The 24293-nt window shown below is 38.2% G+C and carries 18 protein-coding genes; 4 read left to right on the forward strand and 14 right to left on the reverse strand.

Annotation, left to right across the window (positions count from 1 at the left end; translation table 11 throughout):
• Window positions 1-135: 135 nt before the first annotated feature.
• The gene (locus D0T87_RS07610) at window positions 136-1002 is read right to left on the reverse strand and encodes a glucosaminidase domain-containing protein (RefSeq protein ID WP_203558639.1); all 867 of its coding nucleotides are present in this window, start codon (window positions 1000-1002) and stop codon (window positions 136-138) included.
• A 175-nt stretch (window positions 1003-1177) separates the two neighbouring features.
• Here D0T87_RS07610 and cdd point away from each other — a divergent pair, with 175 nt between their 5' ends.
• On the forward strand, window positions 1178-1657 hold the full coding sequence (gene cdd, locus D0T87_RS07615; protein WP_163174426.1) for a cytidine deaminase: 480 nt from the start codon (window positions 1178-1180) through the stop codon (window positions 1655-1657).
• Window positions 1658-1767: 110 nt separating this feature from the next.
• Here cdd and D0T87_RS07620 read toward each other — a convergent pair whose 3' ends face one another.
• A complete protein-coding gene (locus D0T87_RS07620; protein WP_163174428.1) occupies window positions 1768-2373 on the reverse strand; it encodes a hypothetical protein in 606 nt (201 codons plus the stop codon).
• A gap of 108 nt (window positions 2374-2481) precedes the next feature.
• On the opposite strand from D0T87_RS07620, the gene nudC reads away from it, so the two are divergent.
• A complete protein-coding gene (gene nudC / locus D0T87_RS07625) occupies window positions 2482-3267 on the forward strand; it encodes an NAD(+) diphosphatase (RefSeq protein WP_163174430.1) in 786 nt (261 codons plus the stop codon).
• Here nudC and D0T87_RS07630 read toward each other — a convergent pair.
• The 10 genes from D0T87_RS07630 to D0T87_RS07675 all read right to left on the reverse strand — a co-directional run bounded on the left by D0T87_RS07630 (window position 3264) and on the right by D0T87_RS07675 (window position 15987).
• Window positions 3264-4862, reverse strand: a complete 1599-nt coding sequence (locus D0T87_RS07630; protein WP_163174432.1) for an O-antigen ligase — start codon at window positions 4860-4862, stop codon at window positions 3264-3266. The genes nudC and D0T87_RS07630 overlap by 4 nt on opposite strands.
• A 150-nt stretch (window positions 4863-5012) precedes the next feature.
• Window positions 5013-5351: a hypothetical protein gene (locus tag D0T87_RS07635; protein WP_163174434.1), complete on the reverse strand. Its 339-nt coding sequence runs from the start codon at window positions 5349-5351 to the stop codon at window positions 5013-5015.
• Window positions 5352-5645: 294 nt separating this feature from the next.
• The gene (locus D0T87_RS07640; RefSeq protein WP_163174436.1) at window positions 5646-6080 is read right to left on the reverse strand and encodes a hypothetical protein; all 435 of its coding nucleotides are present in this window, start codon (window positions 6078-6080) and stop codon (window positions 5646-5648) included.
• Between the two features lie 13 nt (window positions 6081-6093).
• On the reverse strand, window positions 6094-6687 hold the full coding sequence (locus tag D0T87_RS07645; protein WP_163174438.1) for a hypothetical protein: 594 nt from the start codon (window positions 6685-6687) through the stop codon (window positions 6094-6096).
• Complete coding sequence (locus tag D0T87_RS07650; protein WP_163174440.1) at window positions 6660-7565, reverse strand: hypothetical protein; 906 nt, start codon at window positions 7563-7565, stop codon at window positions 6660-6662. Before D0T87_RS07650 ends, D0T87_RS07645 begins: the two co-directional genes overlap by 28 nt.
• A gap of 72 nt (window positions 7566-7637) precedes the next feature.
• The gene (locus D0T87_RS07655) at window positions 7638-9845 is read right to left on the reverse strand and encodes a hypothetical protein (protein WP_163174442.1); all 2208 of its coding nucleotides are present in this window, start codon (window positions 9843-9845) and stop codon (window positions 7638-7640) included.
• Window positions 9846-10361: 516 nt separating this feature from the next.
• Window positions 10362-12107: a phospho-sugar mutase gene (locus D0T87_RS07660; RefSeq protein WP_163174444.1), complete on the reverse strand. Its 1746-nt coding sequence runs from the start codon at window positions 12105-12107 to the stop codon at window positions 10362-10364.
• Between the two features lie 338 nt (window positions 12108-12445).
• The gene (locus D0T87_RS07665; RefSeq protein WP_370526826.1) at window positions 12446-12616 is read right to left on the reverse strand and encodes a sigma factor-like helix-turn-helix DNA-binding protein; all 171 of its coding nucleotides are present in this window, start codon (window positions 12614-12616) and stop codon (window positions 12446-12448) included.
• A gap of 61 nt (window positions 12617-12677) precedes the next feature.
• A complete protein-coding gene (locus D0T87_RS07670; protein WP_163174446.1) occupies window positions 12678-14315 on the reverse strand; it encodes a C69 family dipeptidase in 1638 nt (545 codons plus the stop codon).
• Window positions 14316-14331: 16 nt separating this feature from the next.
• The gene (locus D0T87_RS07675; protein ID WP_163174448.1) at window positions 14332-15987 is read right to left on the reverse strand and encodes a M23 family metallopeptidase; all 1656 of its coding nucleotides are present in this window, start codon (window positions 15985-15987) and stop codon (window positions 14332-14334) included.
• Between the two features lie 390 nt (window positions 15988-16377).
• On the opposite strand from D0T87_RS07675, the gene ald reads away from it, so the two are divergent.
• Complete coding sequence (ald, locus tag D0T87_RS07680) at window positions 16378-17484, forward strand: alanine dehydrogenase (protein WP_163174450.1); 1107 nt, start codon at window positions 16378-16380, stop codon at window positions 17482-17484.
• 102 nt (window positions 17485-17586) lie between these two features.
• Here the strand turns inward: ald and D0T87_RS07685 are convergent, their stop codons facing one another.
• Complete coding sequence (locus D0T87_RS07685) at window positions 17587-18561, reverse strand: nitronate monooxygenase family protein (protein WP_163174452.1); 975 nt, start codon at window positions 18559-18561, stop codon at window positions 17587-17589.
• Window positions 18562-18622: 61 nt separating this feature from the next.
• Entirely contained in the window at window positions 18623-22588 is a 3966-nt protein-coding gene (locus D0T87_RS07690) for a two-component regulator propeller domain-containing protein (protein ID WP_163174454.1), read from the reverse strand.
• 277 nt (window positions 22589-22865) lie between these two features.
• Between D0T87_RS07690 and D0T87_RS07695 the strand changes: the two genes are divergently transcribed.
• Window positions 22866-24266: a sialate O-acetylesterase gene (locus D0T87_RS07695; protein ID WP_163174456.1), complete on the forward strand. Its 1401-nt coding sequence runs from the start codon at window positions 22866-22868 to the stop codon at window positions 24264-24266.
• Window positions 24267-24293 lie beyond the last annotated feature (27 nt).

Here is a 24293-nt window from a genome sequence, read left to right on the forward strand (position 1 = left end):
CAATTGATAACTCTAAGAGTTGTCTGCATAACTCCTCAAGTTATTCGAATAACTCTTAAAGTTATGGCGATAACTCTAAGAGTTATCAGTTCATCTTGTCTATCTATTATCTCGAAAAGACACTTTTTATCAACATTATCTGAGTCGCAGACGATGACCAATCTCCGGAATATAGTCGGGATCTTTTTTATTCATCTTATAGAGGTTCTTCAACCGGATACCGTACATCTGGGCAATACTGTGCATGGAATCACCATCTCTTACAATATGTACCGTGTATTTTTTAGCAGCCTTCGTATTCTTCTTACACAAGTAGATAACATCGCCGTTGGTCAGTGTGTAGTCTTCATGAAGATCGTTATACTTTATAAGTTTACGCCAACTAACGCCTGTTTCTTTATCCAATCCTTTGAATGTATCACCATCGCGGGCAACAATATAAGCAAGGTCATTGGAAAGATAAACCTGATGTTGTAAAGTAGAAACTGTTTCTGATTTTGAAGAAGACTTACCTTTACCCCCTTTTTTGTCATATTTATAAAGTTCATAGTCTTCTATAATCGTAATCAGACGATTGGCATACGATGGGTCGGTGGCATAACCTGCCTTTTTCAATCCTCTGGCCCAACCTTTATAGTCCTTTATATCTAGTTTAAACAAAAAAGCATAACGGGCACCATTAGCCAGAAATTTAGAATGATCTTCATAAGATTCTCTGGGATGGCTATAAGCACGGAAGCATTCATTGCGGGCATCATCATCATGGCGAACGGTCTTTCCACGCCAATTGCTTCCACATTTTATACCAAAATGATTATTGCTTTTTCTGGCAAGTGCACTTTGTCCGGCACCGCTTTCCAGAATTCCCTGTGCCAGGGTGATACTGGCAGGAATCTTGTGCTTTTTCATTTCATCAACCGCCAAATCACTATACTTATTTATATAAGCCAGATAGTGGGCATTCCGTCCTTTCTGTGCATGCGCGCTCAATGAACAAACCATGAATAGAAGGAAGGTAAAAGAAAAGGCAATACTTGTATAGCGGGGGCGTGAATACTTCATTTTACACAAATCGTTAAGGGTTATTGATGTTCTCTTGTTGAGTACACAAAAGTCGAGAAAAAAGTTGGGATTATCAATCTCTTTTCTAACTTTGTGATATATATACATTTTAGCCATGAAAGACCTAAAGATCACTGCTGTTATAAAAATATACCAATTCGAGGAGTTAAGTAAAGCTGACCAGGAGTTAATTACTGCTGCCAAGGAAGCTACGAAACGTAGTTATGTGCCCTATTCCAGGTTTTCTGTCGGCGCAGCAGCACGGTTAGTTAACGGAACCGTTGTAACAGGTACTAACCAGGAAAATGCCGCCTACCCTTCCGGAATATGTGCCGAACGTACTACGTTATTTTATGCAAACTCACAATATCCGGATCAACCGGTCGATGTTTTGGCTGTTGCGGCACGTACAGAAGCTGATTTCATCGCAAGTCCTATTCCGCCCTGCGGCGCCTGCCGGCAGGTGATGCTGGAAACGGAAGTCAGATATAATCACCCTTTCCGCATTTTACTCTACGGAAAAGAGGAAATATATGAGATTAGCAGCGTAGGCGATTTATTGCCGCTATCGTTTGATGCTTCTTCGATGGAATAAATGAAGGTATTTTTGAAACACAGATTAACGCAGATTATATGAAGCCATTTAAATAAATAATCTGCGTTAGTCTGCGTTTCAAAACAATCAAGACCGATTAGAATACTTGCCTACGATTTCTTTAACTTTCCTTTCTTCGCCAGAAACTTAGCAAACTCTCTACCAGCCTTACCATATGTTTCCTGAATTCGGAAACCTGTATCGAAGTCAGTACCCATGAAATTGTTGGCAGATGCATTCTTAATCTTAAACTTAGCAATTGGTTCGCCGGTAGCTATATCAATAATTGCCCCACTTATATCAATAGCTGCATTACGACGCATTACACCTACATTAAATCCGGGTTCAGTAAAATCGGTATTGAATACAAACAAGTATTTTGCCCCTTCATCGTCAACAACTATCTCATAATCTTCCATATACTTATGGAACAATTCGATAAACTGTGGTTCGAAACGGCCTTTACGGTCGCCAATCCAGTTTTCATGCCATTTATCTCCCCTACCGGCTTCTTTTTTATTGTAATCGCTAATCTTTTTATTAATGTATTCCTGCTCGGTCATCTTGCCAACCAACATATCGTCATACGTAAACTCAAACTTAACAATTTTCTCTCCCTGCAAAGCCTCGAGCGAACCGGAAGTTAATACAATACTTTGTGCATGAAGCCCTATGCTAAGCAAACATAGCACTGTCAGAAATAGCGTTTTTTTCATGAGAATAGTTTTCTTTGTTAGACATTAAGTTAATTATTGCCGTAAAAATAGAATAAAATTCTCCATTTCACTATTTTTGCATCTGATTTTATCAAACTGAAGAAAATAATGAATAAGTTAGAACCTACCTGGTGGTTTGTATTCCACAATGATCAGGTATTACTCGAAAAAAAAGAAGGTTCATTTACTATACCCTGCACTCCCGAAGCACCGATAGCACTCAATGGACATACTGTACACAATCTGGCAACGCTTAATGGCTATGCCTGTAAAACCGTAACCACAGACAACTCTGTGGAAGAAAACGAGAAGTTTATAATGGTCGACCTGCGTGGCTCTTACGACTACATTCCCCCATCGCAATTCAACATGGCAGGCAAAGCCCGGGAAATACTCTATTGGGACAGAACAAGCACTTACTGTCCGGTATGCGGTGTACAAACCCAACAGTTTATGCCCATAGCCAAAAAGTGTCCGGAATGTGGGTACGAAATGTTTCCGAACATCTCCGCAGCTATACTGGCACTGGTTCGAAAAGAAGATTCGATACTACTGGTACGCGCCCGCAACTTCCGCGGTCCATTCTATGGTTTAGTAGCAGGATTTCTGGAAACAGGAGAAACACTAGAAGAGTGTGTAAAGCGGGAAGTAATGGAAGAAACCGGACTCACCGTTGATAACATTACCTACTTCGGTAACCAACCCTGGCCTTTCCCCAGCGGATTAATGGTGGGCTTCATTGCCGACTATGTAAGCGGAGAGATTAACCTGCAAGATGAAGAACTCAGCGAAGCTGCTTTCTACACCCGGGATAATCTGCCCGAGCTTCCTCGCAAACTGAGTCTGGCCCGGAAAATGATTGATTGGTGGGTTAATGAGACTACTAAAATCTAATTTTTCAATAATGAAACAGAATTACAACTTTCAACAAATTGCATAACGTTTGCCTTCATTTTGAGAGTTTTAGTACCCTCAACCTTAGTTGCTTGACATAAAATTGCATTTCCAATTTTAAGTGCATTTATTGAGTCATTCTGCTCTACATATAATATAAATAGATTATAATTAGGAGTAATTCTGGCGGGTATCATATGACCTGCGATTTGATAACACCCCTCTGCAACTGAGTACTTTTTCTGTGCTTTATATACATCACCGATATTACAGTACAAATCAGAACTTGGCCTTAAACATATAGCAGATTGCAAAATCCGTTCTGCCTTTTCTGATGAATAGTATTTAAAACTGTATTGAGCATATAAATCCATAACATAAGGATTATTGCAGAAAGAAGTATAGTTTAAATCTAGAAATGTTGTTTTCATTTCACTTCGTACTTGCCTCTCTGGTTTAAACAACTCACTCAATGTTTTTTCATAGATATGGTATGACCATAAAGAAAGAAAACCTATCAGCAAAAACACTGAGATAAAATTAGAATAAAAAAAGACTTTAGGTATAGGATATACAAATATAATTCTACTATCTAAACTTCCCATCAATACGCAAAGCAATATCATCAACCCAAATGTATCTGTGGGATAAGAGAAAAATGAAAAAACGACGAAAGAAACCAAGGCACATTTTAAGATTGCATTTAACTTATTACTCGATTTATAAAAAAGAAGATTATAGAGCAGGCATATTATTAATGATACACCAATTATACCTTGATCAACCCATAAATGCAACAATTCATTGTACGGATAAGCCACATCATCTGCTAACATTCTATAATCAGAATCCGGATATTCCTTAAAATAATCCGCCTGATAATACATATAATTAGCCACCCAGCCACCTGTACCATAACCCAAAATTGGTTTTTCTTTAATCATTTCTATTGTATTATTCCAGATAAACAAACGGCCATCAGCAGAATCTTTCTTATGTTGATATAACCCCCAAATAGATACAATTAAAACGAGTAGCACCACTGCTTTCATAGAAATAAACTTCTCATTATTTTTTATGAAATCTCTCACATATCTATTGTACAAATAACAAAGTGAGATTAAACCAATAATAGATGCCAAAAGACTTGCTCGTGAATCGGATAATAGAATAGCAATAAACATCATTCCAGCACACACAACAAGGATCAAAATAAACAAACGTAATCGTTTATCAATATAATAAAACAACAGTCCAACACAAATAGTCAAACATACACAAAGAAGTCCAGCTAACTGAGATGGATTAGTAAATGTACCTGTTATCTCGAAAGATGTGTGATTGCTATCTAGTACATATATTTTTTGAAGAAAAGCAATTACAGCCTCCATTAAACCTATGACAACAATTCCCCATAGAACACTGAATTTGTATGTTTTTGCAAACAATCGAATGAACAGATACAATAAAATAATAATTCCATATTTCCACATTGACACAAAGTCAAGTGAAGTCTCACGATTTATTATGGTCAGAATGATTATAATAGTTATTAATATATCTGATATAGCGATAGAAATATCTCTTTTGCCCATAAGTATTGATTTACATCTAATAATAGCACATTAATTAGAATCCCATGAATAGATACATTACAATTCTGACATAAACATTCATTCCAATTTCAAAAACTTGATTCGAGTAGAAAAAGAATAATAAATTCATTTCCTACTCGAAAAAACAATCTAGTTTATTTTAAATATTTGTTCACCCTTATCTGTTTTATATTCTATTGCATCGTGATTTATAACGGAATAGACTATTCTATATTCAAATTTCATAAACTTATAATCTTTCCTTTCAGGGTACCTAACTACTGATTTATAAACATATTTCCGATTTTCAAGAGGTTTCAAAATTATAAAACCTGGATTTTCTTGCAAACCCATCCAGCGTTCTGTGGTTAAATCATATTCATTTTCAGTTGCAGCATAAGAAAAAATAATTTTTGTAGCAGAACTGATTCGACTATCGGCAACATCTAGAATTGTCACATCATTTTCAGTTGATGAGTTCGTCATCATAATTTCAATAGTATTATTTGTTTTATTAAATAACACATTCGTCTCTACTTGTGAATAGCACTGATTAGCAAAAAGACAAGTAATGATTATTAAAAGAATTTTCCTCACAATTATTCCTGAACAAATCCCTGAATATATTTTTCAACATACAACCTTTTATATATAAAAGAAGATAAGGGATTAAACTACATTTTTATTATTACAAAACCTATTAGCCCATTATAAATAATAAGCTAATAGGTTGAAATCAGATAAATCTAATTACCTGAATTCAGTTTATTTACAGGAATTAATTTACTCCCATTTAAATACCTGATTAAAACGTATTGATCCCGTTTTCCCGTCCTCCGTACCGTAATCCAAAAGACCATTTATCTTAAAATAGCAAATATTTTTCATGTTATAATCTTTCAAATATACATTAAAATCATATTTATATATTTTCTTCTCAAAGGGTTTCATTAATGTAAGTGTCTTTGAACCAAAAGGTTTACTTAGTTCGCCCACTTTATCATCATTCCCATCATAAAACTCCATTGAGATATAACTCCCATTTCCTATATTTCTTTCTTGTATAAAAAGAAGCTCGACCTTCTCCATATTCGTAATATGACAAATCAAAGTCTTATTTTTCTTATCAAATTCAAACTCTGATTTAATTTGGGCATAACATATCTGTGAGCACAATATAAATGCTAACACACAAAATATTGATAAATTAGTCTTCATATTAATTAATTATTTATTTTTTTACAATATTCAAACACTGTTGATGTCTCCATAAAAGAAAATTTCTTTCTGCACGATATGCATCAGAAACATCTATTCCATTTTTCATTTCTGCGTTGTAGCAACGAATTTCTGCACGATAACATTCTTCTGTAGAAAGAGAAGTGATTAGTAATTCTCTTTGCATATACACATCTATCCAATAAGAAGAATTATTAACACCTTCCTGAGCACACTTATTCTCACAAAATATTCTTAAATCTTCTAATATAGATGATGGGGGAGTAAGTGTCACATATTCATGAGTTGAAAGGTTAGTCCTGGGAAATGTTTTTGTTTCACCATTCCTGATATGATTGACTTCATGCCATATAATAGAAGCCTGATCATTTCTGGAATAATAAAAGAAACCAGCACAAACTTCTATCTGATTATTTGCAACTTGTGCATTAGCAACACATGAGTTAGATGTATAACGAATGGGTATGCCATGATAATTTATACCTGTTGCTTTTAAAACATTAGTTATCTGAGCAAGAATTCTATCTAATTCCTGTTGACTTGGATTTGAGCTATTGTTTATGTTATTAGCTGCATCTCCCCACAATCCTCCTCCTCATCATCATAATATCCGTCATCTCCATTATCAGGATCAGGATCATCATCCCAGTTAGGATAATCATCCTGCCAGTCCCAAGAGTCATCTTCAGGATAAATCTCTACTTCAGGAAGTTCCACCTCCCAGGTAATATCACCACCACTTTCGCCACGTGTCATAACTCCACTTTTGGTTCCTTGTTGGAATTTCATGTATTTCATGGCATTCCGTACAATTGTTATTTTCCGAATATATGCATTTTTGTCCATTTTTCCTCCAAGATATACACCATTCGTTTTCTGACCATTTACATATTTATTAACACGTACAATGCGACCTTCTAAATTAGTATATATTTTCAAACCAGAAAAATCTCCCATATTCCCATCATTATTAAACCAATCACTAATGATTCCTCTATTAGATTTAGAGTATTGATTAGTAGCAATAAAGAAAACGATGTAATTTCCCATCTTTTCAGTTTTAGCATTTTTAACAACCACCAGTTTATGATAGCATTTAACCCGACGACTCTTACCCGTTACTGGATCGGTCTGAAGTACCCGATAACTATAAGACGAAGCTATAGGCACATCAACACTGGAAAGATTCCTCGTACTACTTACTGTCTTATCTTTCCAGTAAGGAACAATATCTCCCAGAGGTAACATAAACTGACTCGCATAATAATCCATAGATTTACCCTGCGAACGAGTCGCAGCTTTCATTACCTCATCTTCAAAAAAAGCCTGGGCTTCTTCAACAGATAAGTCTGTTTCACTTACACCAGACTCATTTAACAAATCTGATTCTTGGCAACTTATGAATAGCAATAAGGAAAAAGCTATCATAATGCCTCTCTTACAAACATAATGTAATTTACTCATTCTTTAATTTTAATTTTAATATTTATAATGACTCCGGAGTTTTTTTAATGTTATATAATTGCTGTCCTATTATTATGGCTGTCCTATATTAATAAATTGTTGTTTGCCATCTATATAATAAAAAGGTAGTTCTTCTCGTCCTCGAGTTAGATTTGCCAACCAATAAATGCCATTAGAAGGAACGTTTTGAAAATACACAAAGTGTTCTGTAGCTTCTTGTGTTGCTAAATATTGCCATCCCATATCATAATAATAAAGGGCATATTTATCTCCTATTGTTATCATATTATTCCCATTGCGTGGAATAAAACGAACTGTCTCTATACATATAGGAACACCAAAATCAATTCCAATTATTGAAGGTCCGGAAAAGGTTTCCACATTCCCATCGAAAGCTTTTTCCGAACCAGGCCCGGTATTCAATGGAGTACCTTCGATACGATAAAGTACGGTCGAGTCTTTAGGGGCATTCAATGAGAATCTGGGTAAAGACGTAGGCTTGACACAATGATGGGCAGTGCTATATTTACTCAAAAACTCAATATGTGCTATATTTGTACCTCTATCATTTACAGTAGCAAAGAAATAATATTTGTATCGTTGGGTATTTGGAAAACAGACCTCCTGCATATATGGATTAGGTACTGTTTTAAGTGTATAAAGTGTATCATAAGGTCCCTCTTTATGCTGACTAGCCAAAATAAGAGAACCTAATAGTTTTTTTCGGCGTGATTCCAAATGACGTTTTGCTGGATATTTCCTTAAAGCTGTCAAATCCAGCTTTTGATCTCCAACCTTAAATACCTTAAAATGAATATCCTTTATCTTTTTACCACGTTCTCTATACAGTTGCCCATTTTTCTCAGAAATAAGAGTCTTAACCGGTTTTTCAAATAGGCTTTGTGTATGAGCCTCTGGCAACCAACTTATAGCACCGTTTGTTTGCAACATAAATGGCGCAGCAAACGGAACAAGTTCGTCTCCCTGATAATAAGCTGGGAAAAATACGACATTCAATGGGATTTGTTCAAATGTAACTTCTTGCCTTTTCCTATTTACAGTTCCCCAAGCAACCGGAATCAAGCCGACCTCATTTTTATCAAAAAAACATAAATAAGCCAGATTATTCTCCAATTGTTCTACAAATGGCATACGAAAACTAACTGTTTGGTGGTATCTGTATGTCTGGTCCGAAAGTAATGGAGAACTTAAACCTTCCGGTATATATTCTTCATTATTACATAAAAAATATGGAGTATTTTTGTTTGCACCAAATGTTCTTCGATAAACTTTTCCGGCATACTTTAAATCAGTTTCCCAATCCTCCATCATATTATTCTCTGGAGGCGTATAAGGATATACTACTCCAGCAGAGTCTACCGTAGCACACCAAAAGTGCGGTTTATTCCGATCCTGCCATAATGGAGTATATTCATATACAGTGGGAATGCCACAAGCACGCAGAACGTTAGTTGTCCATGTTGCCGTATTATGACAATTACTTTTAAAGTTTATGAAAAGATCAAATACACCTACATGATTATCTCTGTTATTATGATAACATAACCATCTGGTCTTATCCAGATAAGATTTATATCTTTCTATTCTATCATATACAGTTCCTATCTCATCTGCATAAATTTGCTTATAGAAAATATCAGATAACGTCCTCTTATCAGAGATAGTTTCATCTGTAGTCCTATAAGGTAATATAAATTCTTTAAAATCGTCAAAGTTTAGTTTACGTGCATAGGGATTTTCCTTCCATAACTGAAATGCCTGATCAATATTTCGGATTAAATAATCTGCTTTTATAACAGTTACATCTTTACTACCTTCATTACTGGAAATAGGGCCTAACTCAGCATATTTTGCTTTTAAAATATATCTCAAACTATCATAAGACTCAGAATAATAAGAGAGCACCTCACTGGAACTCATCTCACCGAACATTTCATTATAAATAGAATCGATCTGTGAAAAATACGAATGATATGAATCCGGGATTGAATTATATTCTAAAGTGCTGTGATAATGTATATTAGTAATAATAAAACAAGCTGCATGGTATTTTTTTCTATCTCTATTTTTATAATATTCCAACACTTTTTCTAATTCAACAGAATTATCTCCAGCTTGTATTAGTGCTATCTTTATATCATCTTCATAGCAATTCTCACAACCAATAAAAAGAAAAAACGAGAACAGAAGAAAGACTCCATTCCGAACTAGAAAACTCTTACTTCCCTTATTTTTGAACATGTAGCAAATTCTCCCCATAACATACCACTTTTACATAAAGAATAATTTGAACACAAATATAGGAAACAAAACATATAGTAAACTACAACAGTGTATTATATTCGGGAGAAGTGTACAATATTCCGGAATTGTAATAAAGAAATCTATTTAAAAATGAATAAACATAAATATTCAACTATATAGACTAAATAAAAACTAAACACATCTTGATGATAATAGAATAAAGATTATAGGGCCAAACATAAAATTGAGTTGCTAACCATTGTATAGCACTATGTGTTTGGGATGTCCCAGGCAAACTATTAGAATACCTAGGACATCTCACTAGAATGGCACCGACCTTTTTTAGAACCAAAACAAAGGGATAATTTAACTAGTTAACCTATTTTCCTGCTTGATCCAAAAGTATATCTAAAATAGTAAACAAAAAAAAGAGGACGAATCCAACCCTGCTGCAAATTCAAAAAAAATGAATATTTGCAGGAGATTTGGATTCATCCTCCTAAACTATTTATTATTCTACAACTACACCGCTTATACTCCCAGCGAAGCCATTACAGCTTTAATCTTTTCATCGGCATCGGCATTCGCACCGTCGTAGCAGTTGCGGCAACCCATTTCGCCTTTTACTTCAATATAGAATTTGATCTTTGGTTCAGTTCCCGACGGACGGATAGATACTTTACTACCATCTTCTGTGAAGTATTGAAGTACGTTTGAAGTATCGGGCATATCCAAATCCGTAACATTACCCGCAGCATCCGTTTGTTTCAACGTCTGGAAGTCCTTCCAAAGAATGATCTTAGAACCTGCCATCTCTTTTGGAGGATTATTGCGGAAATTCACCATCATTTGTTTGATCTCGTCCGCACCGCTCTTACCCGGTTTCACAACGCTGATACCTTTTTCTTTAGAGAATCCGTATTCAACATAAATATCTTTAAGCAATTCGTAAAGCGTTTTACCATTATCCTTTGCCCACGCTGCAATCTCAGCAATTAAGCAACAAGCAGATACAGCATCTTTATCGCGTACAAAGTCTTCGGCAAGGAATCCGTAGCTTTCTTCACCACCACCGATGTATTTCTTCTTGCCTTCCAGCAAACGAATCTCACGGGCAATCCATTTGAATCCGGTATAGCAGTCAAGCATTTCGATATTATTCTTATCGGCGATTACCTTGATCAACTCAGTCGTAACGATCGTTTTAACACAGAACTCGTTACCCTGAATCTTACCCAGTGCTTTGTATTGAGTAAGGATATAATATAAATACATCAGGCAGGTTTGGTTACCATTAATCAGTACCCACTCGCCTTTATCGTCTTTACAAGCAATACCCACACGGTCGGCATCCGGGTCACTGGCCATCACCAGTTCCGCATCCGTAGCTTTGGCTTTCTCAATAGCCATTGACAGCGCAGCAGGCTCTTCCGGATTAGGAGATTTCACGGTTGGGAAATCACCACTGATCACATCTTGCTCGGGTACATTAATAATATTGGTGAACCCCCACATTTTCAATGCGCGAGGAATCAATGTCACACCTGTACCATGAATCGGAGTGTACACAATCTTCATATCGTGATGACGTTTGATTGCCTCAGGATCTAAAGAAACTGTCTTAACAGCATCCAGATAAGGTTTGTCTACGTCTTCACCAACGATCTGGATCAAATCGTTCTTACCATCAAATTTAATATCCGAAGCAGAAGCAATCTTGTTTACTTCGTCAATGATACCTGTATCGTGTGGAGCAAGTACTTGCGCACCATCGTCCCAGTATGCTTTGTAACCGTTGTATTCTTTCGGATTGTGAGAAGCCGTCAGGATAATACCGCTCTGGCAACCCAGGTGACGGATCGCGTACGAAACCTCAGGAGTTGGACGAAGCGCTTCGAATAAGTAAACTTTAATTCCGTTGGCCGAGAAGATATTTGCAGAAATCTCGGCAAACTTACGGCTATTGTTACGGCAGTCATGACCCACAACTACAGATATCTGAGGGAGAGCTGCAAAATTCGCATTCAGGTAGTTTGAAAGTCCTTGAGTTGCAGCACCTACTGTATAAATGTTCATACGGTTGCTACCCACACCCATGATACCGCGAAGTCCGCCCGTACCAAATTCAAGGTCTTTATAGAAACATTCGATAAGTTCAGTTTTATCTTCATTCTCTAACATACGTTTTACTTCTGCCTGAGTTTCAGCATCGTATGCCGGTGTTAGCCATTTCTGGGCTTTTGCAGTTACTTCTTTAATAAGTTCCAGGTTATCCATATTCTGTTATTTAAGTTAATCTTTCGTTTTAACCAAGTCACAAATTTATAGAATTAGTTTGTATTTCCTACCATTTGGGTAAATTAATTCGCAGCGAGGTGGCGGCAAGGTGCCGCAGCCAGGTTTCCATGCGGCATAATATCTCTCTATAAAGAAAGCTGTTAAGTTCCTATTAATAGAATACTTAACAGCCTCTAGTGATTACCAATTAATGTTATTCATTTAAAACTGGTTCTTATTCACTTTCGGTGCAAGTGAATAAGAACCAAAACATATAGGAGGATCGCCAAACTCTTATAGAATCCGAAAGTAGTTCTTATTGAATTGCAGATTTTCTGTCATTTCGATATCAGAAGTAAGAAAATAACCCATATCATAAGATCTGGTTTTTCCTTTCTCATCTTCTCCATAGCCCGATAAGTCAGATTCCGTGCAGCCTGTTCGGACATATCCATAACCTGAACTATTTCTTCATAGCTCATTTGATGAAGAAACTCAAGATATATGATTTTTAACTATTCCATCCAAATAACAAGAAAGGCCACCCCATTGGGCAGCCTTCCGTTAATTCTATTCGTTTATCTTATATCTGTCGCCAGTTTTTTTCACATATTCTTCGAGGAATTCCTTCGGATATCCCGGACGGATAACCCGTGCCGGACGACCAATTTCATTACGCAGGAACTTTCCGTCTTTTACTTGCTGAATGATACCATCGTTATATCTTACAATCAAAAATTCTCCCAGTTTCTTCCATGTATGGAATGTATTTTGCGCTGTCATTCCCGTATAGTTGGTCAAAAATGCTTTCGCTGCTGCCGGATCTTTTTCATACAATTTTGTCGCAGTAGATTCAACACTTTCCTGCATTTCGTTGAATGTGGTTTCCAGTTCAGTCTGGACGGCACGCAAATCATCAATCATCAGGTTATAGCGTGGATAAACCATGTTGGACACCCAGTTATAGATCCAGAATGAAGATTCCCAGGAGAATGTAGCATAATCGGCTCCATTCGGTGCATAGCAATCGGGCACCTTGGTTGTACAGCAATATACCGGAGTAAATACACTCATATTCGCATCGTCAAGCGTAAACCACAATACTCCACCGATTGGATTATGTTTATCGGCACGCATCTGAGATACGAAAACAAATCCCGGTTGCTGAGTAGAAATAGGGCGTTCGTTGAAGTATTTCTGACCATCTACCTCAAAACTCAATGGAGAAAGGCGATAAGGCGTTTTGTATGGACCGGCGCCAAAATCATTAGAGATATCCAACGCGGTACCTTCATAATGATCGCGCATAGCGTTTTTAATATCTTGTACGGAGATCTTACGATTTGCCTTCAGATAAAGCGGCATCGGATTATTTGTTTCTCCGGTAATATAAGGCAGAAACTCGTTGCCTCTGTCGGTAAACATATTGAAATAACTCCAAACGCGTGCTTCACAATAACGACGACCGCCAAAATCCAACGGATTGTACGCATTGGCAAAACTAAAGTCTTTGTTTACGCCATCAAAGTAACCTTGCTCACGGGCAAAGGAAACCACATCGGGAGAATATATGCAGTTGTTCTTATCATTCATATCAAAAGTATGGATGCGCGCCTGGTTGGCATGACCGGAAATACAATCATCGGGCACACGGACAGCTACCCAAACTGCACCACGGATACCGGGGCCTTTGCCAATCATTTCCATGATCCAGATTTCGTTCGGGTCGGCAATCGTAAATGATTCACCACCACTGTAATAACCATATTGTTGCACCAAATCAGTCATTACTTTAATGGCTTCGCGAGCCGTACGGGAACGTTGCAAGCCGATATAAATCAGACTACCGTAGTCAATAATACCCAGTGTATCTGTCAACTCAGGACGTCCACCAAAAGTAGTTTCGCCAATAGTTACCTGGAACTCATTGATATTTCCTACTACATTATAGGTTTGACGAGCTTGTTCGATCTGTCCCAAATACTTGCCTGTATCCCACTCGTAGACATCCAGCATAGTTCCTTTTTTATAGGTAGCAGCAGGATAGTGATACAGTTCACCAAAAAGGCCGTAGGAATCGGCCGAATAGGAAACAATGGTCGAACCATCTGTAGATGCGTTTTTACCTACAATCAAATTGGTACAAGCGAAAACTTCCGCCACGGCTACTAAGCATATAGCAGCACACAAGATCATCCTTTTTTTCATGTTCCAGTAAGTTTATTTAATAATTAAATTGATTTCGTTCTATGGTTACATTACCACAACCATCTTCTACGGTAAACTCCACGATGTGCTTACCGCTTTTCTTCACCCGCTTCGGATCAATTGTATATTCTATCAATCCGCTCATGGAGTTATGACGTCCGAAAAGCGCATATTCACCATCAACAGTTCCTTTGTAAGATTTAATACCCGTTTGTTCTTCTTTTACTTTATAAATAATCTTTCCGCTCTTTGCCCAATTTGCTGGGTTAACGGCCGTTACTGTAGGCGGTATCGTATCAATGGCAATGGTATAGGTTCCCAGTTCACGTATGCGCGACTTGACATAACCGTCCTCATATTTTCCTCCGACAGAGCTAAACTGGCCTTTATTGTTTACCCGCACCATATAGTACTTCGTGGTGTCGGCAATCACCTTCCGGCGAACGCCAATCTGTATATCGCAGTAACGATGCAGAGGCACCCATTCATTATGTAACTGATAAGTAAAAGCTACCGCTGCGGAATCTGCACGAACAGCATAGTTCAACGCCACATCGTCATACAACATTCCCCTCGGAATAACCAGATCCAATCCCGGTTCCTGTAGATAATTCACTTTGTTCCAACGGAAAATATGCCTATCGCGCTGTCCTAAAGGCTTTATCGCCTGTGGAGTACCTTTTACAACAAAGCTAAACCGACTGGTATTTCCATAACCATCCTTCAATGTGTACCGGAAACGATAATTCCGCTCTTCATTTATAGTAATCAGTCCGCGGTTATCATTGCTGGCCGTAAGCATACGGAGTGTATTACCCGGTTCGATAAATGATTTCATATATTTATTATCGTAAGCCCAGGAGTTGATCATGCGGTTCTCATATTCCGAAAAACGATCTACAACACTGCGGAATACTTCTTCACCATCTACTTCGAGAATAACCGTATGTACACCATACCGGTTGCCTACCTCATTCATATGGTCATAAGCCCGGATGGCCGAGCCTATAACACCCCACGCCCGGATGGTATCTTTCTGATTCAGTCCAAACGTTTGGGGAGTACTTTTTTTATTCACCACACCTTTTTCCATTTGAGGGAAAAGCATAAAGCCCATAACTTCGGGAGCACGGGTATCTTTCAGGTGTTTTTTAAAGAAAGGAAGTGGGTCAATATAATCGCCGGTTGCATCTTCAAACATATCCAGGTGCAGATGGGGGCCAAAGGAATATCCGGTATTCCCACTCCAGGCAATCTGTTGTCCGGCTTTCACCCGGTATTCATCTTTTTCGGGAGTAATCGTCACTTCCCAGGATTCATTGGTGTACTGTAAATCCTCCACACGTTGGGCTATAGGAGATACAAAGCCCGAAAGATGGCGGTTTATGGTCGAGTAACCATTATCATAGCAAACATCGAGCACGTATCCCGACCCATGTGTTACGCGTATACGTGATATATAACCATCGGCAATGGCAAGGACTTTCTTTCCGGAAGCGCCTTGTGTTTTAAAATCCAATCCGCCATGAAAGTGGTTGGCGCGCAATTCTCCGAAATTACCGCTCAGGAAGAGTGGAAAATCAAATGGTGGAGTAAATTTGGCTTGGGGTGCTTCCTGTGCATGAACCTGGAAACCGCAGATCAATAGGAAAGCAGCAATATATTTTTTCATTATGATAATTCTTTCTTTGGTTGTCGGCAAAAAGCCGCTAAATATGCAAATATACTGTATTTTAATTAATAGTTGAGAATTGAAAATTGAAAATTAACCTACAAGACCACTAAGTTCTTTCTAATTGGCAATCTGTAGGGGCGGGCCTTGTGTCCGCCCTCGACGCCGCAAGATGTATCATTAGTTTCACCATTCGCCGTCGAGGGCAGACACAAGGCCTGCCCCTACGGTATGTGGTGTCACGCCAAAATCTGGGTACAATGCCTCGCTACCGCATGGAAACTTGGCAACGCCTCGCTGTCCGCGTGTTGTAAAACATATCGGTTAAAGTGACAATGTGTGCAATTTATTTCTAACTTACGGCATGTTTAACCCCTAAATACTAACAATATGATAATTGGAATTCCAAAAGAAATCAAGAACAATGAGAACCGTGTAGGTATGACCCCAAGTGGCGTTGGTGAACTTGTTAAAAGAGGGCATACAGTTTATGTACAACATACTGCGGGTAGCAATAGTGGATTTCCGGATGAAGAATATCTAGATGTTGGTGCGAAGATTCTGCCTACGATTGAAGAGGTTTATGGCATTGCAGAAATGATCGTTAAGGTAAAAGAGCCTATTGAGCCGGAATATAAACTGATCAAAAAAGATCAGCTATTGTTTACTTATTTTCATTTTGCATCTGAGGAAAAGTTGACACTTGCTATGATTGAAACCGGTTCCGTTTGTCTGGCATATGAAACCGTAGAAAAGCCAGACGGTAGTTTGCCACTACTTGTCCCGATGAGTGAGGTTGCCGGACGTATGTCAACCCAGCAAGGTGCCCGTTTCCTCGAAAAGCCTCAGGGTGGAAAAGGGCTTCTAATGGGTGGAGTTCCCGGTGTTAAACCAGCCAAAGTACTGGTACTTGGCGGAGGGGTTGTAGGCTACAGCGCTGCTCTTATGGCTGCCGGACTGGGTGCCGATGTAACAATCACAGATATCTCCCTTCCGCGGCTACGTCATCTGGATGAAGTAATGCCGGCTAATGTAAAAACACTATATTCATCTACTCATAATATTATAAAAGAATTACCATCTACCGACCTGATTATCGGAGCTGTATTAATTCCCGGTACAAAAGCGCCACATATCATTACACGGGATATGCTCAGATATTTGGGTAAAGGAAGCGTATTGGTAGATGTAGCCATCGACCAGGGCGGTTGCTTTGAAACCTCCCACCCCACTACACATGCCGAACCGTCATACGTAGTAGATGATATCGTTCACTATTGTGTAGCCAATATCCCGGGAGCAGTACCTCGTACTTCAACCATGGCATTAACCAATGCTACACTACCTTATACGATACAATTGGCCGATAAAGGTTGGAAAGAAGCCTGCCGTCAGGATCCCGCTTTAGCACTAGGCTTGAATGTAGTTAACGGCAAGGTCGTTTATGAAGCTGTTGCAGAAACTTTCGGACTTAAGTATGAACCACTAGTATTATAAACGAATAACTCTAAGAGTTGTTGTGATAACTCGAGGAGTTATTCCCATAACTTTAAGAGTTGTGCTGACAACTCTTAGAGTTATGGATATCATGTAAAGGAGTTAAAATATCGAATAGTTACGATTCACAGCCTTATTATAGTTTTCAATCAATTCCGTCATCACTTCGTCTACAGATTCGATTTGCCGGAAGAGTGCAGCAACCTGACCTATTTCCAACTCTCCTTCTTCCAGGTCGCCCTCAAAGATTCCTTTTTTAGCTCTTCCGCGTCCTAACAACTCACGCAATTCTTCTGCCGAAGCACCCCTGTTTTCAGCTTCTTCCACAGCATCTCTGAATGTATTCTTCACTAATCGTGTAGGAGCCAGTTTCTTCAGCAACAGTTTGGTATCTCCTTCGTTTAAACGAAGGCTGTATTCTTTAAAAGCTTCACTAGCGGAACTTTCTTTTGTCAAAGCAAAACGAGTTCCTATCTGTACACCTTCGGCACCCAATACAGTTGCAGCAAATATGGATTCTCCCGTACCAATTCCTCCGGCAGCGATTAAAGGTAAAGTTGTTGCCTTACGAACAGCAGGAATAAGGCAAAGCGTTGTAGTCTCTTCCCTACCGTTATGCCCTCCGGCTTCAAATCCTTCAGCCACGATAGCATCTACCCCAGCCTCTTCACACTTAATAGCAAATTTTGACGACGACACCACATGGGCTACCGTAATTCCCCGATGCTGCAACCAAGCTGTCCAGGTTTTAGGATTCCCGGCAGAAGTAAATACTATTTTTACTTTTTCTTCGACCAGGATTTGCATAATTTCTTCAATCTGCGGATACATTAATGGAACATTCACCCCAAAAGGTTTATCTGTGGCCGTACGGCATTTACGGATATGCTCCCGCAATACTTCAGGGTACATAGAACCTGCTCCCAGAAGGCCAAGTCCACCGGCATTACTTACCGCAGAAGCCAATCGCCAACCGCTACACCACACCATACCACCCTGTATAATAGGGTACTTTATTCCGAAAAGAGAAGTTAGCGGCAATGTGCCGCTGCGAGGTTTATCGTTATTTGCATCCATTTTATAAAAAACTAAAGATAAGATACAAAAATACAAAGAAATAGTTTATACCCCTCCCCGCCTACTCATTATTGTTCTTTACCTTTGTTGATATTTCTTTTTTCCTATATTCGCTCGGTGTATAACCAAACAGACTTTTGAAGCATTTGTTGTAATATCTGGCATCTGAAAACCCTAATGAAAAAGCAATTTCGCTGATATTAAGTTCAGGATTGTTCAACAACATCTCCGAACTCTTTTTCAATCTGATATTCAGGATAAAGTTATTGGGAGTAAGCCCTGTAACACCTTTGATTTTACTAAATAAGGAGGTACGTCCCAATCCCATTTTGGATGCAAAGATGTCTATATTAAAATCGCTATTACTCAAATTCTGTTCTACTACCTTGGTGGCCTTTTCAATTATTTTCTGGTCAATTGCAGTTGTTGCAATATTTAAGTCCGCCAACGTTGGTTGCTGTATGAATTTAGTTTGCAATATTTTTCTGGAATTAATAAGGTTGTTGCATCTTAATATCAGCAGTTTTAAATCGAATGGCTTTACAATATAATCATCCGCGCCTAACCGCAGTCCTTCAAATTTATGTTCAACAGCCGTCTTAGCCGTTAATAAGATAACCGGGATATGACATGTGTCGAGATTATTCTTTATCATGGAGCAAAGGTCTATACCCGACATTTTTGGCATCATGATATCACTAATGATTAAATCCGGCAACAATTCTCTGGCCTTTTGAAGGCCATCTTCACCGTCAACAGCAGTTTCTACCATAAACAATGGGGACAGAACTTCTTCCAATAAATTCCTGACATCCTCATTATCTTCCACTATCACTATTCTGCTTCTCTCTGTTTCATTCCCGGAGGACTTCAGCATTTCTTCCACAAACTCGGGTTCAAGGTCACTATCATTAACAACTGCCACCTCGGCGGCCTTACGAATGACATTAGCATCAAAATGAGCATCTCCCGTTTTTAGACTGACTGTAAAAGTAGAACCTTTATTCAATTCACTTTTTACTTTTATACATCCCGAATGAGCCTCTACAATACCTTTAGCCAAAGCTAAGCCAATTCCTGTTCCCGAAATCTTGTTTGAAAAATCGGCCTGAAAGAAACGATCAAATATTCTTTCCATTTTACTCAGTTCAATTCCCTGACCAGTATCCGTCACCGAAAAAGAGATGGTATCCTTTACACTCCTGACAGATAAAGTTATAGCCCCTCCCTTGGGGGTATATTTAAAAGCATTCGACAAAAGGTTGTTTATCACCTTCTGCATTTGCTCTTTGTCAATCCACACAAACGCTTCATCCAAATCTTTCTCAAAATTGAATGTAATCTGATTGTTAGACGCATATTCTTTAAAGGTCAGATAGATTTCTTCAATCAACTCTACCAGATTCAAGTATGATATTTTTAACTGCAAATATCCTTGTTCCTGTTTCCTGAAATCCAATAATTCATTTATCAATGCATACAGGTTATTCGCATTCTTATTAATATTCATGATTTTATTATACACCATCGGAGGAACATTAAACGATTGCAGAAGATGCTCGGTCTGTCCCATGATTAAAGTAATAGGTGTCCGGATCTCATGTGAGATATTAGTAAAGAAGCGTAATTTAGCCTGAGTGATTTCTTCATTCTTCTCTTTTTCTTTTTTCTCTAATTCCAATGATGTCCTCAGGTTAAAACGTGCCTTCATCTGCTTCAGCACCCAATATATAATAGCCGCCAGAATTAAAATATAAACCAGATAAGCAAGCCATGTCCTGTAAAAAGGAGGCTCTACTATAATTTTCATCTGTTTGGTTATCTCCGGAAAATCTTTTGCTCTTAATTCCAACAGGTATTCTCCGGGATTCAGGTTGGTATAAGTCAACATTCGTCCAAACTGAGCATCCATCCATTCCGATTCATAGCCATATAAACGGTATTCTACATCATCCTGAAAGGATTTAATATAATTATCTGTGGTAAAGCAAATAGAAAAAGCAGAAGTCCGGGGTTGGATATTTATCTGATCAACATAAGGTACGGAAGATGATAAAACAGCGGGAGCATCACCCTGGCTTATTTCTTTATTATTTATATATAATTTGGTAAATTGAATATTAAAAGGTTTACGTATAGGTTGTAGGTCGTCTTCCGAAAACATTACCATTCCTGTAACACCTCCTGCAAAAATGTCTCCTTGTGAGGAAACAAAAAGGCTCCCTTCGTTAATGGTCGACAAAGGAAAACCATTTTTATAAGAGTAATTAGAGAATTTATCCTTATCCATATCATAAGACGATACTCCAACATTTGTACCTATCAGGATATGGTTGGTCATGGATGCCGCAAGTGCAGTAATGGTATTATCTATAAGATTATCTTTCTCTTGCGTGTAAACTTGAAAATCATTACTATCGGGGCGAAACAAGTTCAATCCTCCTCCATTGGTTCCCACCCATATTTGTTGTTTTTTGTCCTCAATTATACAATTGATGCTATTAGAACTTAAGCTGTTGGTCGCATCATTTTTATTTGTATAATGAAACAATGCCTTATGGTTTAAATCATAGCAAAACAATCCTTTTTTCTCGGTTCCCACCCATAGTTTATTATGAGAATCAATAATCATCGAAGTTACCAATGTATTGATTTCCGGCAAGAAATGGGTACTCTTCCGGGTTTCAGGATCATAAAGCCGTACACCTATGGTAGATCCAATTACCAATTTATTATCATACGGTCGTATAGCCCAAATGTGCCTGCCAAAATAATTACTTGGATCGTTGATATCGCTCTTATAAACAATTGTTTTTTGAGTAGCTATATCAAAGCGGATAATCTCATACAAATGTGTTCCTAGCCATAAACAATGTTCGGAGGAATCGTAATAAATTTCCTTATAGTTATTGCCTGGGATGCTATAAGATACAAATTCTGTTGTTTGTGGATTGAATGAAGCAATGCTGCTTCCCCCTTCGGTGGTAATCCAGATAAGTTTATTCTTATCCTCTGTGAACTTACCGACTATGGGATATGGTAATCCTTTGGGACTCTGATAATAATAGCTTATTTTTTGGTCTTCGGGATTCATATAGTTTACTCCACCAAAAAAGGTGCTGATCCAGATTGTGCCTTGCCTGTCTTTGAAAAGGTTCATGACTGAGTTTGAAGTCAGACTACCTCTGTTTGCCACATCATGGGTATAGGTTTGAAACTCCTCCGCCATAATATTCATACGGCTAAGTCCAAACTGTGAACCAATCCACAAGTAGCCGAAATCATCTTCGCAGATGGTTCTTACCGAGTTATTAACAATTGATTTCGGATTATTGGATTGGTGTGTATAATATTTCACTATTTCATTTTTGCACATCTTCACCAATCCATTGGCATGCGTACATATCCATATATTCTTATTCCGGTCCTCATAAACAGCATTTACAATAGATGCTGGAATAAATTTCGATAATGTATTGTTAGCATCAAGCGTATATAAACCCGAATTTGTTCCTAATAAACAAACCTGATCCGATGATTCAAAGATAGAATTGAATGATGCATCTTTTATGGTATGTACAAGCTTCAACTCTTCGTTACGGGAATTATAGAGATACAATTTACTCTTGACTCCGATCCATATTCCATTCTTCCCGATAGCTAAAGCTCCATTTCCTTCATCCAGAAGTGTATTGAACGTCTCTTTCTTTATGTCAAACCGGATCACAGCCATTGGTGTCTGAAAATACAAATAGCCATTACCATCCCCGACAATTGTTTTGATAATTGTGCTGTTCGTGGTGGTAGCATCTCCATATATTTGCTTAAATGTTTTGACTTCATTACCATCATATTTATTCAGTCCGTCCCTTGTACCAAACCATATCATGCCAAGTTCATCCTGATAGGCGCAGTTTACAGTTACATGAGACAGGCCATCGTCTACCCCCAGATGTTCGAACAGGAAATTGTTCCCTGAAAGAAAAGCAGGTATTAAAAGATACGTAGTAAATAGGATTAATCGCAAAAGCTTCATTGTTTAAATTCCTTTTGTTTATTCTAACGTAATATTACGCAAATAGTATTGAAAATTAGTATCGAAAAATTCAATTCTATGACGACAATCGTACAATAAGCAAATAACACACTAGATATCAAACAATTACAGTTTATTACAGATTTACTTAATGTATTATAATATATCTTATTGCGGACTTTTATTCATAAGATAAATCACCTGATTCCGTTCCTTTGCTATTGAAAAACATCGAAGTATTAAAGCTAATTTTTATTTCAATCACATCATGAAAAACATTCTATTATATGTTATAGCATTTGGGGTATGCATTGGGATTTCCGAAAAGAGCCAAGCAGCCATAAAACTACCCTCTTTTTTCTGTGATAATATGATTCTCCAACAAAAAACAGAAACAACGATCTGGGGGTGGTCTAAAATTAATGCAACCGTGCATATTAAAACATCATGGAACAACAAATCTTATACAATTCGTTCGAATAGCCAAGGTAAATGGCAAACCAACATATCAACTCCTCCGGCCGGAGGTCCTTATCATATTGATATAAGTGATGGAGAAAAGCTTACGCTTAACAATGTATTGATAGGTGAAGTATGGATATGTGCAGGACAATCCAATATGGAGATGCCTATGTATGGATATGGGAATCAACCGGTTAACCATTCATTAGATGCGATTGTAAAATCCCAGAACAGCCATATTCGCCTTTTTACAGTTGAACGTGAATATGCATCTGTTCCGCTGGATGATTGCAGAGGAAAGTGGTTGGAAGCAACTCCCGAAAATGTATCCGCATTTAGCGCTACAGCTTATTTCTTCGGACGGCTTGTGAACCAGGTTACAGATATACCCATCGGGCTTATAGTGGTTAGTTGGGGTGGTTCGAGCATTAAAGCATGGGTAGGTGAAGAAAACCTGAAGCCTTTTGGAGATAAAGTAATACCACATAAAGAGGACATGGAGAATCCGAAGCAAAGTCCCGCTGCACTGTACAATGGTATGTTACATCCATTCTTTTGTTACGCTATACGTGGCGCTATTTGGTATCAGGGCGAAAGTGATATAAGCAGAGCTTCTCAATACGGTAATTATATGGAAACAATGGTTAAGGATTGGCGTACGCAATGGAAGCAAGGAGATTTTCCTTTTTACTATGCACAGATAGCTCCATATAATAACAATTCCGTGCATAACTCTGCTTATTTAAGAGAAGCTCAACTGGATGCCATGAAAACGATACCTAACTCCGGCATGATCGTTTTGATGGATTCGCACAGCCCGGATTGTATCCATCCACCTAAAAAGCAAGAAGCCGGAGAACGTTTTGCCTATTGGGCGTTGAGTGAAACATATCAGATAAAGGGCATTCCATATAAAAGTCCGGCTGTACAAAACATAAACTTTGAAAATGGCAGAGCTATAGTCACTTTCGCCAATGCCAGAGGGGGGCTTACCTCGTATGGAAAAGAAATCAAAAGTGTTCAGCTTTCCGGAGACAATAACCGTTGGTACCCAGCAACTGTCGTACTTGATGAGAACAAAATGTATGCGTTCTCTGCAAAAGTCCCTCAGCCGGTAGCTATCCGTTATGCCTTTACAGATTATGCGGAAAGCGAAATATTTGGTAACCAAGGACTCCCGGTATCGTCATTCAGAAGTAATAAATAATATCATAGGTAAAAAGATTGTTATAGG

The organism is Bacteroides sp. 51, assembly GCF_010500965.1.
Classification (GTDB): Bacteria; Bacteroidota; Bacteroidia; order Bacteroidales; family Bacteroidaceae; genus Bacteroides.

Excerpts from the sequence above, each read along its gene's own strand:
- ald (WP_163174450.1), top strand. The coding sequence starts at position 16,378 with ATGATAATTGGAATTCCAAAAGAAATCAAGAACAATGAGAACCGTGTA.
- D0T87_RS07660 (WP_163174444.1), bottom strand. The coding sequence starts at position 12,107 with ATGGATAACCTGGAACTTATTAAAGAAGTAACTGCAAAAGCCCAGAAA.
- D0T87_RS07635 (WP_163174434.1), bottom strand. The coding sequence starts at position 5,351 with ATGATGACGAACTCATCAACTGAAAATGATGTGACAATTCTAGATGTT.
- D0T87_RS07640 (WP_163174436.1), bottom strand. The coding sequence starts at position 6,080 with ATGAAGACTAATTTATCAATATTTTGTGTGTTAGCATTTATATTGTGC.
- D0T87_RS07630 (WP_163174432.1), bottom strand. The coding sequence starts at position 4,862 with ATGGGCAAAAGAGATATTTCTATCGCTATATCAGATATATTAATAACT.
- D0T87_RS07695 (WP_163174456.1), top strand. The coding sequence starts at position 22,866 with ATGAAAAACATTCTATTATATGTTATAGCATTTGGGGTATGCATTGGG.
- D0T87_RS07655 (WP_163174442.1), bottom strand. The coding sequence starts at position 9,845 with ATGGGGAGAATTTGCTACATGTTCAAAAATAAGGGAAGTAAGAGTTTT.
- D0T87_RS07670 (WP_163174446.1), bottom strand. The coding sequence starts at position 14,315 with ATGAAAAAAAGGATGATCTTGTGTGCTGCTATATGCTTAGTAGCCGTG.
- cdd (WP_163174426.1), top strand. The coding sequence starts at position 1,178 with ATGAAAGACCTAAAGATCACTGCTGTTATAAAAATATACCAATTCGAG.
- nudC (WP_163174430.1), top strand. The coding sequence starts at position 2,482 with ATGAATAAGTTAGAACCTACCTGGTGGTTTGTATTCCACAATGATCAG.
- D0T87_RS07675 (WP_163174448.1), bottom strand. The coding sequence starts at position 15,987 with ATGAAAAAATATATTGCTGCTTTCCTATTGATCTGCGGTTTCCAGGTT.
- D0T87_RS07685 (WP_163174452.1), bottom strand. The coding sequence starts at position 18,561 with ATGGATGCAAATAACGATAAACCTCGCAGCGGCACATTGCCGCTAACT.
- D0T87_RS07620 (WP_163174428.1), bottom strand. The coding sequence starts at position 2,373 with ATGAAAAAAACGCTATTTCTGACAGTGCTATGTTTGCTTAGCATAGGG.
- D0T87_RS07610 (WP_203558639.1), bottom strand. The coding sequence starts at position 1,002 with ATGGTTTGTTCATTGAGCGCGCATGCACAGAAAGGACGGAATGCCCAC.
- D0T87_RS07650 (WP_163174440.1), bottom strand. The coding sequence starts at position 7,565 with ATGAGTAAATTACATTATGTTTGTAAGAGAGGCATTATGATAGCTTTT.